8 protein-coding genes are annotated in these 12,654 nt (G+C 44.1%); all 8 read left to right on the forward strand.

Features of this window, described 5'->3' with window-relative positions; translation table 11 throughout:
* The first annotated feature begins 120 nt into the window (after positions 1 to 120).
* The 8 genes from AB8881_10630 to AB8881_10665 all read left to right on the forward strand — a co-directional run bounded on the left by AB8881_10630 (position 121) and on the right by AB8881_10665 (position 12,294).
* A complete protein-coding gene (locus AB8881_10630; protein XDZ62990.1) occupies positions 121 to 1,332 on the forward strand; it encodes a flagellin in 1,212 nt (403 codons plus the stop codon).
* Positions 1,333 to 1,475: 143 nt separating this feature from the next.
* Entirely contained in the window at positions 1,476 to 4,514 is a 3,039-nt protein-coding gene (locus AB8881_10635) for a flagellin (protein XDZ62991.1), read from the forward strand.
* The gene (locus tag AB8881_10640) at positions 4,511 to 5,038 is read left to right on the forward strand and encodes a hypothetical protein (protein ID XDZ62992.1); all 528 of its coding nucleotides are present in this window, start codon (positions 4,511 to 4,513) and stop codon (positions 5,036 to 5,038) included. Before AB8881_10635 ends, AB8881_10640 begins: the two co-directional genes overlap by 4 nt.
* Before the next feature lie 326 nt (positions 5,039 to 5,364).
* On the forward strand, positions 5,365 to 6,909 hold the full coding sequence (locus AB8881_10645; GenBank protein XDZ62993.1) for a flagellin: 1,545 nt from the start codon (positions 5,365 to 5,367) through the stop codon (positions 6,907 to 6,909).
* A 152-nt stretch (positions 6,910 to 7,061) separates the two neighbouring features.
* Positions 7,062 to 8,300, forward strand: coding sequence for a flagellin (locus tag AB8881_10650; GenBank protein ID XDZ62994.1), 1,239 nt, complete (start codon positions 7,062 to 7,064; stop codon positions 8,298 to 8,300).
* An 85-nt stretch (positions 8,301 to 8,385) separates the two neighbouring features.
* Complete coding sequence (locus tag AB8881_10655; protein ID XDZ62995.1) at positions 8,386 to 9,561, forward strand: flagellin; 1,176 nt, start codon at positions 8,386 to 8,388, stop codon at positions 9,559 to 9,561.
* Positions 9,562 to 9,738: 177 nt separating this feature from the next.
* Positions 9,739 to 10,941 (forward strand): flagellin, encoded by a 1,203-nt coding sequence (locus AB8881_10660; protein XDZ62996.1) that lies wholly within the window; start codon positions 9,739 to 9,741, stop codon positions 10,939 to 10,941.
* A 177-nt stretch (positions 10,942 to 11,118) separates the two neighbouring features.
* A complete protein-coding gene (locus AB8881_10665; GenBank protein XDZ62997.1) occupies positions 11,119 to 12,294 on the forward strand; it encodes a flagellin in 1,176 nt (391 codons plus the stop codon).
* Positions 12,295 to 12,654: the final 360 nt, after the last annotated feature.

The raw sequence follows: 12,654 nt of genomic DNA on the forward strand, positions 1-12,654 counted from the left end.
GCCTTCAGGCCTATTTTTTTTATGAAAAACCTGAATTTTTCTAACATTTTTTTTTCTGCGCCGTTTGAGTTGGTGTAGGTCAGATCAAACTGGCCTGTCAAACTAGATGAGGACCTAGTGATGACGGTAATAAACACCAATATGGGTGCGCTTCATGCACGCCAATATTCGGCGAGAGCTGAGCTCTTTGTGAACAAAGCGCTGGAGCGTCTTTCTTCCGGAAAACGTATAAATCAAGCCGCCGACGACGCGGCTGGGCTTGCTGTTGCAAGCAAGATGACGAGCCAAATGCTCGGTATGAGAGCAGCTGTTCGGAACACTCAAGACGGCATCTCTCTTGTACAAACAGCAGAGAGTGGCATCAAATCCATAAGTAATATGCTTCTCCGCATTAGAGAGCTTGCGGTTCAGATGGAAAATGGCGTTTATACATCACGAGATCGTGATAATGCTCAAATGGAAGCAAATGCTTTGATGCAGCAAATTGATAAAATTGCTGAAACATCAAAATTTAACGGGGTCAACTTGCTTGATGGCAGCTACAACAAGCAAATCAGAGCTGGTAATACCAATGCTGAGGTAATCAACGTTTATATTGATAACATGGCTACAACTAATATTGCGAAAATAGAGGCTTTTGCGAACGAGAAAGCTGTTAACGGTGTTTCTAATGCTGCTGGAAATCAACAGGTTACTTCATTTGAAGCAGGACAAGTATCTGTAAATACATCACTGTTCAGCGATGCATTCAAAGAGATTTTCAAAGATGACGGCCTTGGGAGTTTTGATTTTACTTCAACCGCTTCAACGGGAGGGGATAACACGCTCTTCAATATTGACAAAAAAACAGGTGAAATTACGAGTAAAGCAGCTTTAGATTTTGAAAACCCTACAGATACGGCTGGGAGCGGATCCGCTGCTGGCAATAATATTTATGACATTGAAGTAACATACAATGCGCGGGACGGTAGTTCTCACATAGAAGTCATTCACCTGACAATCGCCAATAAAGCCGACTCTTACCTATCAAATGTGGATCTGACCAGCCCCGTAACAGCAGCGCGCTCAATCGAATTGCTCGACAAAGCGCTGATCGAGGCTTCCGCCAGCCAATCTAAGCTTGGGGCTTTGCAAAACCGTATGCAATACACAATCAATAATCTGACGCAAGCGGCCATGCACACCGAAATGGCACTTGGAAGAATTGTGGATGCGGATTTCTCTAATGAAACGATGATGTTAGCAAAACATCAGATTTTATCTCAAGCTGCTACAGCCATGCTAGCGCAGGCCAATAAATCAAAACAAAGTGTCTTAGCACTTTTACAATAGTAAGAAGCACTTAATTGACTATGAAATCACCACAGTTGTACGAGCATTTTTTCTCTAAAAAAATACAAAACCAATTAAAAATATTTTTAACCAGTCGTTACGTTATTTGAGGACCGAACAAATATTATATTTGATCGGCGAAAATGACAGTAATTAATACAAATGTTGGCGCCTTAATGGCAAGAACCTATGCGACCAAGGCAAATGAAAAAATGTCTCGGTCGATGGAGCGTCTGTCATCTGGGCAGCGCATCAACAGTGCTGCTGATGATGCTGCAGGGTTGGCTGTGGCCAATAAGATGGAAAGCCAACAGCGCGGCATAAGCATGGCCATGCGGAACTCGAGGGACGGGGTGTCTCTTGTTCAAACCGCAGAAAGTGCAATGACCGAAATCACCAATATGGTCCTAAGGATGCGCGAGCTTGCAATCCAGATGGACAACGGTGTGTACACAGGTACGGACCGAGATAATGCCCAGTTGGAAATTAATGCGCTTCTCGCTGAAATAGACAAAATTGCAGAAAATACTCGGTTCAATGACGTAAAATTGCTTGATGGCTCATATGACCAAACAATTAGAGCTGGTAATACGAATGCTGAGACAACCCGGATCACCCTTAACAGCATGTTTATTAAAGATACGGGTGCAGGTGCGGGCGCCACTTTATCGACAGAGTTCGCAACAGGACCTGTAGCTACAGGCCCTGCTCAATTTACGACAGACTTTGCAGAAGCACTTTCTAATCAATTAGGTATTGAAGCCACTGATTATGGTTCCCTTAACGCAACCGATAGTGAGGCTGTTTTATCAAATATCGTAAGCAGTGATGACTTTGGGCACCATGGCGATAACATTCTTTTGCTCAAGGATAACATAAGTGCTGTGGGGTATACTTACGCGGCTGTGTCAATTACCGACAGCCAATGGTTGCAGGTTTCATCGAATCTTACTTTAACAAAAAAGCTTTATGAGGAAATAGCCTCTCTCGATCCATTGAACTCGGTGAGCTACTTGGACGCTGTTGCACAAATCCGTTCAAATCTTGCGGATTTAGAGGTGGAGCGGTCTCGTTACATCGGGTCTTTATTTCATTCAAATGAAATCGACCACAAGGGTGTCCACGTTGAGGGGCTGTCTAACAACAAATATGCTGAAATTTTGAATGTTTACTCGGATCCGGCAACTCGTCAGTCAATAACCGGCGAAATAGCCGCTATTGAGGTTGATTTTCATGAGCTGGCAAAAACTCTTCATGATCCTTTGAGCTGTCGGCATTGTATCGCGAAAGCAGCTGCCGGAGGTGATAGCGCGGCAGCAGCTGGCGGTTCCGAGGGCGTCAGCCCCGGTGGTGATGTATGGGCAGCTGCTAATGCATCAGTTTCGGCAGCAGGATCGAGCTCGGCAACAGCCGCATCACCGTCCAGCAATGCTGTAAGTCCTCTGATTAAAGGTTCTAAATGGACTAACGTTGGCGATGATAGCTCAGCTGCCGGTGGGGCAAACAATTTGTCTTACTCGTATTGGGATGGCACTACAAATTATTCTGCTAGTGACCCCGTTGCTGGCACCAAAACAACATTAGACAGCCACGCCACTGGAACCAACAACCAAACAGCACACGATAAAATATTTGAACTTTGGGACGCAGTGGCACCATTCTCATTAGATAAAATTACAGAATCTGGTAATGCAGGAGCAATTGGTGACTTGAGAGTTGCTGTCACTGACTCTATGCCTGGTGGGGCTGCAGCTTTTGCTTATTACCCTAGTAGTTCTCCTGTTGGTGGTGATATCTATTATGGCCAAACACAAGTTATGGGTACGCCAACCGATACTGACTTTGTGGAGGGGGAGTATAATTGGGTGACTGCTTTACATGAAATCGGACATGCTTTGGGTCTGAGCCACCCCTTTGATGGTGGGAGTTCTGACGGAAGCAAGTTAGACTTAAATCTCGATGGTCAACGGAATACTGTTATGACCTATGTCCAGCGAGATCGGAATAGAAGAATTTATATGAATGGCTCAACAGCAACTACCGGTGGGCTGATCAACATTTCTACACCGGGCCTGCTTGATATTGAGGCTATAGAACATCTCTATGGCAGCACTAATTGGTCACATAACGCTTCCAATACAACTTATGGCAGTGGCGCAGGATCGGATGCTTTCGATAACAACTATGAGTCTATAAGAGTTATCTCTGATAGTGGCGGCACAGATACTCTAGACGCAAGTGGTGTGACTGCGACTGGGAGCATTATTGACCTTACTCCTGGAACTTATTCGTCGATCAATTATTATGCCACTGATGCGTTAAAGATTGCATCATTGACCAGTGATGCAAATCAAATTGCTTTCTTTGAGAACTATATAAGCCAACAAAATGCTTTAGCCTCGGCTAGTAGTTCAAAATATCAAGCATTTACAAGATCAGCACTATATAGAGGCCAGGAAAATGTTGGGATAGCGCACAACACGTGGATTGAGAATGCAATTGGTGGCGATGGCGCTGACACCATAACTGGTAATAACAAAGGGAACGAAATTACTGGCAACGACGGTAATGACATCATTGATGGCAGTGGTGGCACTGACGTTTCTATTTATTCTGAGGCGTACGCAAATTATTCGATTTCGTCTTCTGGCGGAACTGTTACTGTTTCACATACAGGTGGTTCCGCAGATGAGGGTACCGATACACTGAAAAATATCGAGTATATTAAGTTCTTGGATGGTTACTATGATGTTGCAACGGCGACATGGAATAACGGCGGCACTGTCCCTGGTTTGACTGGCTCGGAGACAGGTGGAAAGACCGGCGGGGTTGCCAACGGTGCAAGTGCCATAAATATCGCAGGCATGACGTTAGAAGATATCAAAATACAGTCCGCAGCTGATGCTCAAGCTGCAGTTTTGATATTAGACAAATCACTTGAGCAAATTTCTGCGGGGCGGGCAAAGCTTGGTGCTGTGAGTAATCGTTTGGCGCATAATCTTGACAACCAAACACAAGCTTCGATGATGTCTCAACAGGCGAGGGGTAGGGTTGTTGATACTGATATGGCTGTCGAGTCTACTGCGCTGGCCCAAGAAATGATATTAGCTCAAGCGGCTCAGCAGGCTATCAATATGGCGAGGCAAAGACAGCTCACAGTTTTGGCTTTATTGGAGACATGATTTCTGTAATCCGAAATTGGCCAAGAGCGATACTGGTCTTTTATTGGTGTTTGGTGGCGCCTGCTGTATTTGCTTGTGATGCGGCAGTTAACCTAACAAAAATCACGGGATTTATATCAAAGGGAACGCTTGGGAAAGATGGTGATTATATCCAGCGCGTTTACTCCGGGAATAATATGTCATTCTCAACAGTAGTATTTCCCCCTAATGCAACATTTAACAAAGAGAAGGCATTGCAGAGCACGGCAAAAAGCATGGTTTCTGCGGTGAGAGCAAGAGCTCAAAATTTTGAGCCAAATATCAAAATATTAAACCAAAATTTGTTATCAGAGCTCGACGCAAGATTAGAGTTTCTAATTTATGCGCAGTATGGAAGTGAACAAGCTGTAAATATTGAAGCCTCCAGCGTAATTAAAAATAAGAATTGTTGGGCGATATTAAGGTTTACTGCTCTTAGTAAAGAGAAAAAGGAAGTTGCTCTAAATCATTTTGCAGCCCTCATCAGGGCAACTGAACTTTTTTGATTTTTTTCTATAAAAGTTAGTTGGGTCCGATCTAAGCGATGAGTGAGACCAGAGATAAAAATGCGCCCCTCACTTCAAAATTATTACCTGAATGGCTTGAGATTTCAGTTCCAAGGGCATGTTAAAAGTTGGTACCGCTTGAAATTGCCGTTCAGTGGGTTTGTTCTGTTTTAAAATGTTTGACCAGAGTTGGGCGTTTGTTTTTTTCCAGCATTTAATGCTGAACCCATTGGCATACGCCGAGGTTTCAAAGGAGATAATTTCAGCCAGTGAGCAAATAAAAAATTAGAGAGGAAAATGAGCTCAAATGATTTGAGCCGGTAGAGATGACTGTAATTAACACAAACTCTGCTGCATTGATGGCGAGAGCCTATGGGGAAAAAGCAAATCAAAATATGCTGAAACCCATTGAAAGGCTGTCCTCCGGGCTGCGCATTAACAGCGCGTCTGATGACGCTGCCGGTTTGGTTGTTTCCAACAAAATGACTGCCAATATAAAAGACTATGATATGGCCGTCAGGAACAGTGTTGATATGATAAGTCTTCTGGCCACTGCCGAGTCGGCTCTGGCTCAAATCAATCAAATACAGTCCAGGTTGATGGAACTTGCAATTCAGTCCGCGAATGGCGTCTACACGCAGCAAGATAGAGACTCAATGGAAATGGAATTATATGGTCTAGTTGCAGAAATTGATCGGATTGCGTTGAATACTAAATTCAGTGAGACGAATCTCCTTGATGGGTCTTTTGAGGTTTCAGGCAGCTCCGCTCGTGATATTTTGCCCGTTAGTCTGAGCGAATTTTCTACTTCTACTGTCGGTCGCTATTGGGCGACAGATAGTTTTGAAAATAGTAACTTTGCGACACAAGGCCCTGTTACAAATATAAGTGCAACAGAAAATAGGTTTCCGGGCTGGGCGGTTTTCAACGAGCGCGTGCGCCTTGGTAAAGGGGCTACTCCGGGGACAACTTCCATTGGGGGTTATAACGCTCCCATCGACCCGACACCGAACCCGCATCAGAATATCACTGGAGTTAATGGTAGTGGCAACCCGGCCACTGGCCTAGATGACGAAGCTGCCATTACCGGAACTGGCAGTCGAGCAACTGAGTTGGGTACAGCTAACACAACGGGTTTTGCTTTTGACGCAACAGGTGGAATTAAACTGTTTTCTTCAAATGTATGGACAGAAAATGATCCATATTCTGTTGTGCATGGTCCGTATCTAATCTCTCAAGAAGCCAAGGAGATCACTGCTGGTGACGTAGTAAAATTTGACTGGAAGTCTGCCGGTACAGATGACGCTGCTTCGATTTATGCATATCTTTTAGATGTAGATACTGGCGATACGATTGAGCTAATTGATTATACTCAATCAAGCGCTAACCAAACAACTCCATGGGCGACCAAGTCTACAAATATAACCAGAACCGGCAATTATCAATTTGTATTTATTTCTGGAAGCTATGATGCAACTGGCGGTACGAAGCTTGGGGCAGCAATGTATGTAAATAATATTATTATCGATAGAAATCGACTCCCCGCCTCAATGCAACACCTTGTCTCGCAAATTTCAGTTCAAAGCGAAGCTGAGGCAAAAAATGCAACTGATGTATTGAGTTATTCAATCGAACAAACTGGTTTTACTCGAGCAATACTTGGCGCAACTATTAATCGATATCAAAGTTCAATCGAGGGAGCCCTGGTGCGGGGGGCAGACATGCGTAAAGCTAGGTCTCGAGTAATGGACGCTGAATACACAATTGAAACTTCAAAATTGGCTAAACAGCAAATTTTGGCACAAGCATCCATGGCAATGTTAGCGCAAGCTAACGCATCAAAAGATGCTGTATTAGAACTCATAAGATAATAAATTATTACAGTGCTTTAGGGAAAAATACCGCCGGCTGGCGTTTTTTTTTGCTTAAAATTAAATATTTTTTCTAAATAAATCTAAGATTGGGTCGTTAGGCAGAAACGAGGGCCATATCAATGCAGTCGTGAAAGCTGAGGAGCTATGATATGACAATGATTAACACGAACGTAGGTGCCTTATTAGCGCGCACCTACGCGTCTAGAGCTGCCGAAAAAATGCAGACTTCTATGGAGCGCTTGTCATCAGGCAAGCGCATCAACAGTGCGGCAGATGATGCCGCTGGTTTGGCGGTTGCCAATAAAATGGAAAGTCAATTGAGTGGTATAAAAATGGCCATTCGTAACTCACAAGATGGCGTTTCTCTTGTTCAAACTGCAGATGGTGCATTTGCAGAAATAAGTAAATTAGTTCGCCGGATGCGTGAGCTGGCAGTCCAAATGCAAAACGGAATATACACGGCCAAGGATCGAAGTAATGCGCAAATGGAAATTAGAGCTCTTCTTTCTGAAATCAACAAGATAACGGAAAACACCCAGTACAACAAAGTTAACCTTCTTGATGGCAGTTATGACCAAACTGTGAGAGCGGGAAATTCAAATGCAGAAACAATTAGGTTAAGCATTGGCTCTTCTGCAACATCATCCACTGCAAAAATTGAGAATTTTGCGGTTGAGAAAGCAGTTGGGCATACGAGTGCTTCTCCATCAAGGGCTAAAACACAAAATGAACTAGAAGTCTTTGAAGCTAAGAGTGTTCAAATTGATACAAGTGTTTGGTCAGATGCATTCAAAACGTTTTTTAACCAAGATAGCCTTGGGACTTTTGGTAAAACTACGACGGATGCAACAAAATCAGCTGATAATGCTGATTTCAACCTAGACACAAAGACTGGAAAACTTACCAGTACTGCCGCAATAGTCTCTGGAACTGGCGGTTCAGCTAGTTCGCCCGTTGATACACCAGGTGGTGCAGTCAACGATGGCTTGTTTAGAATTGAGGTCACTTATACCAAAAGAGATTTGACGACTCACGTCGAGCAGCTAGAGATTAGTGTTAAAAACAAAATAGAGACATCCCTCGATGATATAAGTGTTGAGACTACGGCAAATGCAGGCAGAGCAATTGAAACATTAGACAAGGCATTGGAGGAAGTTTCGACAGCACAGGCGAAACTTGGCGCGGTACAAAATAGGCTCAGCCACAACATCGATAACTTGTCCAAAGGGTCAATGCTAACTGAACAATCAGTCGGCCGAATCATCGATGCGGACTTTGCTGCGGAAACAGCAGAGCTGTCAAAGCAAAAGATTTTGTCGCAAGCGGCGACATCAATGCTGGCTCAGGCGAATGTATCAAAACAGGGGGTCATAGCTTTATTAAGGTAAAATATTAAAATTTTTAAAAGTTATGCCGTTATGTTAACCGAGGACGTCAATATAAGAATGTATTCCTTTATTGAAGGGCCTCAGCATGACTGTAATTAACACCAACGTTGGCGCTTTAATGGCGCGTACATACGCGACCAAAGCCAACGACAAAATGCAAACATCCATGGAGCGGCTATCTTCTGGCTTGCGCATTAACAGTGCGGCAGATGATGCTGCTGGTTTGGCTGTGGCGAATAAGATGTCTAGTCAGCTTAGTGGCATTAAGATGGCTATCCGGAACTCACAGGACGGGATCTCTCTTGTTCAGACGGCTGAGAGCGGCATGAGTGAGATCACAAACATGATCTTGCGTATGCGTGAACTTGCCGTGCAGATGGAAAACGGTATCTATACTGCAAAGGACCGTGATAATGCCCAACTGGAAGTAAACGCGCTTCTAGCCGAAGTTGATAAGATCGCGACCAATACCCGTTTCAATGATGTGAAGGTTCTGGATGGATCATATGATCAGACCGTTCGTGCTGGTAACACAAATGCTGAGACCATACGGGTTAGTGTGGGATCCATGAAAACAGCTGATAATGCCAAAATCACTGGGTTTGTGAAGAATAGAGCAGTTGTTCAATCAGCCACCAGTGTTACTTCGACAGGTGCTGCCACTGGTATTAAAGTGACGATGGGAACTACTAAAGCATCGACAGTGGAAATTGACACAAGCATCTTTAGTACAGCTTTTAAAGAAGCATTTAAGAGTGACTCACTCGGGACCTTTAAAGTGTCAGGTGGAACTGCAGCAAACTTCTCGATTGACGCCAAGACTGGAAAGTTGACAAGCACTACAGCAATGGCAGCAAATACTTATACCTTTAATGTTGTATATACACCTCGTACGGGCTCGGCCCACACAGAGCAAATATCACTAATAGCTAGTGCTGCGAGTGAAGCCACGCTTGCGGATATTAAAGTTGAGACCACGGCAAATGCTACACATGCGATTGAGAGTTTGGATAAGGCACTAGAAGAAGTTTCTACTGCACAGGCGAAGCTTGGTGCGATCCAGAACAGGCTTTCGCACAACATTGATAACTTATCAAAGAGCTCAATGCTGACTGAGCAGTCAGTGGGACGTATTATTGATGCTGACTTTGCAACAGAAACATCTGAACTCTCAAAGCAGCAGATCTTGGCGCAAGCGGCGACGTCAATGCTGGCTCAGGCCAACCAATCTAAACAATCGGTGCTAGCACTGCTTCAGTAAGAATGGGTTATTTCAAGTAAAAAAGGCGCCCAAATTGGGCGTCTTTTTATTAGAAGCAAATAGCATGCCAAAATAGATATTTTTTCATTTCTTTTCTAAATATTTTGCGTATGCGTCGTTCTTTCATTTGAACGATGAATTTATAAAATCCACACCAATGATTGTGAGGGTCAAATCATGACTGTAATTAACACCAACGTTGGCGCTTTAATGGCGCGTACATACGCGACCAAAGCCAACGACAAAATGCAAACATCCATGGAGCGGCTATCTTCTGGCTTGCGCATTAACAGTGCGGCAGATGATGCTGCTGGTTTGGCTGTGGCGAATAAGATGTCTAGTCAGCTTAGTGGCATTAAGATGGCTATCCGGAACTCACAGGACGGGATCTCTCTTGTTCAGACGGCTGAGAGCGGCATGAGTGAGATCACAAACATGATCTTGCGTATGCGTGAACTTGCCGTGCAGATGGAAAACGGTATCTATACTGCAAAGGACCGTGATAATGCCCAACTGGAAGTAAACGCGCTTCTAGCCGAAATTGATAAGATCGCGACCAATACCCGTTTCAATGATGTGAAGGTTCTGGATGGATCATATGATCAGACCGTTCGTGCTGGTAACACAAATGCTGAGACCATACGGGTTAGTGTGGGATCCATGAAAACAGCTGATAATGCCAAGTTGACATCATATGCAGTTGAAAAAGCTACGTTTGTAGCTACCAAATCTGCTGTTGCAACCACGAATGCAACTGCTATGTCATTGACTGTTAATGCAACTACGTCTGCTCAAATTAATACCCTGTCCTTAGCTGACTCAGCTTTCAAAGAGGTATTTAAAGGTGACTCTCTTGGAGAGTTTGCACTGACTGGAGCTGGCTCAACAAACGATCTTTTTACCATTGACGCAAAGACTGGTGAATTGACATCAAAGGCAGCCATTGCCAATACCACTACTCACGAAGGCACAATTACATTTACTTACACGCCACGTACAATTAATGGCGTCGCTGGCCAAGCACATAGCTTTACCATAAGTTTAAGTGTTGCCAATGGCCAAACCTCATCGCTTTCTGGCATCAAGGTTGAAAACACTGTTAATGCTGGCCATGCGATTGAGAGTTTGGATAAGGCACTAGAAGAAGTTTCTACTGCACAGGCGAAGCTTGGTGCGATCCAGAACAGGCTTTCGCACAACATTGATAACTTATCAAAGAGCTCAATGCTGACTGAGCAGTCAGTGGGACGTATTATTGATGCTGACTTTGCAACAGAAACATCTGAACTCTCAAAGCAGCAGATCTTGGCGCAAGCGGCGACGTCAATGCTGGCTCAGGCCAACCAATCTAAACAATCGGTGCTAGCACTGCTTCAGTAAGAATGGGTTATTTCAAGTAAAAAAGGCGCCCAAATTGGGCGTCTTTTTATTAGAAGCAAATAGCATGCCAAAATAGATATTTTTTCATTTCTTTTCTAAATATTTTGCGTATGCGTCGTTCTTTCATTTGAACGATGAATTTATAAAATCCACACCAATGATTGTGAGGGTCAAATCATGACTGTAATTAACACCAACGTTGGCGCTTTAATGGCGCGTACATACGCGACCAAAGCCAACGACAAAATGCAAACATCCATGGAGCGGCTATCTTCTGGCTTGCGCATTAACAGTGCGGCAGATGATGCTGCTGGTTTGGCTGTGGCGAATAAGATGTCTAGTCAGCTTAGTGGCATTAAGATGGCTATCCGGAACTCACAGGACGGGATCTCTCTTGTTCAGACGGCTGAGAGCGGCATGAGTGAGATCACAAACATGATCTTGCGTATGCGTGAACTTGCCGTGCAGATGGAAAACGGTATCTATACTGCAAAGGACCGTGATAATGCCCAACTGGAAGTAAACGCGCTTCTAGCCGAAGTTGATAAGATCGCGACCAATACCCGTTTCAATGATGTGAAGGTTCTGGATGGATCATATGATCAGACCGTTCGTGCTGGTAACACAAATGCTGAGACCATACGGGTTAGTGTGGGATCCATGAAAACAGCTGATAATGCCAAAATCACTGGGTTTGTGAAGAATAGAGCAGTTGTTCAATCAGCCACCAGTGTTACTTCGACAGGTGCTGCCACTGGTATTAAAGTGACGATGGGAACTACTAAAGCATCGACAGTGGAAATTGACACAAGCATCTTTAGTACAGCTTTTAAAGAAGCATTTAAGAGTGACTCACTCGGGACCTTTAAAGTGTCAGGTGGAACTGCAGCAAACTTCTCGATTGACGCCAAGACTGGAAAGTTGACAAGCACTACAGCAATGGCAGCAAATACTTATACCTTTAATGTTGTATATACACCTCGTACGGGCTCGGCCCACACAGAGCAAATATCACTAATAGCTAGTGCTGCGAGTGAAGCCACGCTTGCGGATATTAAAGTTGAGACCACGGCAAATGCTACACATGCGATTGAGAGTTTGGATAAGGCACTAGAAGAAGTTTCTACTGCACAGGCGAAGCTTGGTGCGATCCAGAACAGGCTTTCGCACAACATTGATAACTTATCAAAGAGCTCAATGCTGACTGAGCAGTCAGTGGGACGTATTATTGATGCTGACTTTGCAACAGAAACATCTGAACTCTCAAAGCAGCAGATCTTGGCGCAAGCGGCGACGTCAATGCTGGCTCAGGCCAACCAATCTAAACAATCGGTGCTAGCACTGCTTCAGTAAAGATGTTCCTAACCTAATATAAAATGTGTGGACCGCATTTGGGTTAGGCGACAACTTCGGTTTTGGTAGACCGTACTGGTTGCCATGCCAAATAGAATAACAGTCGGTCCTCAACCTGGTACTTAAGGTATTAGGTATGGCTGTTTGATGGGGAGGGGGCTTGCTTTGCAAGCCCTCTCTTTTCTTGCGCATAATTCCCCATTTTAGAAAATAAATTCTTTTAGTTGGCGATTCCAGCTTTGGCATGGCGTTTGCAGTGCAAAGACCATGTCATTTTTTTGATGGGAAAAAAGAGCTTTGATATGAGTAAATTGAACAAAATTCGAAAGCAACGGGCTCTAGAGTATGGTTTACGAACAT

The organism is Alphaproteobacteria bacterium LSUCC0396 (assembly GCA_041228345.1).
Classification (GTDB): Bacteria; Pseudomonadota; Alphaproteobacteria; order Puniceispirillales; family Puniceispirillaceae; genus UBA3439.

What these genes read in the sequence shown, in the direction of transcription:
- AB8881_10630 (XDZ62990.1), top strand. Translation starts at nt 121, where the DNA reads ATGACGGTAATAAACACCAATATGGGTGCGCTTCATGCACGCCAATAT.
- AB8881_10635 (XDZ62991.1), top strand. Translation starts at nt 1,476, where the DNA reads ATGACAGTAATTAATACAAATGTTGGCGCCTTAATGGCAAGAACCTAT.
- AB8881_10640 (XDZ62992.1), top strand. Translation starts at nt 4,511, where the DNA reads ATGATTTCTGTAATCCGAAATTGGCCAAGAGCGATACTGGTCTTTTAT.
- AB8881_10645 (XDZ62993.1), top strand. Translation starts at nt 5,365, where the DNA reads ATGACTGTAATTAACACAAACTCTGCTGCATTGATGGCGAGAGCCTAT.
- AB8881_10650 (XDZ62994.1), top strand. Translation starts at nt 7,062, where the DNA reads ATGACAATGATTAACACGAACGTAGGTGCCTTATTAGCGCGCACCTAC.
- AB8881_10655 (XDZ62995.1), top strand. Translation starts at nt 8,386, where the DNA reads ATGACTGTAATTAACACCAACGTTGGCGCTTTAATGGCGCGTACATAC.
- AB8881_10660 (XDZ62996.1), top strand. Translation starts at nt 9,739, where the DNA reads ATGACTGTAATTAACACCAACGTTGGCGCTTTAATGGCGCGTACATAC.
- AB8881_10665 (XDZ62997.1), top strand. Translation starts at nt 11,119, where the DNA reads ATGACTGTAATTAACACCAACGTTGGCGCTTTAATGGCGCGTACATAC.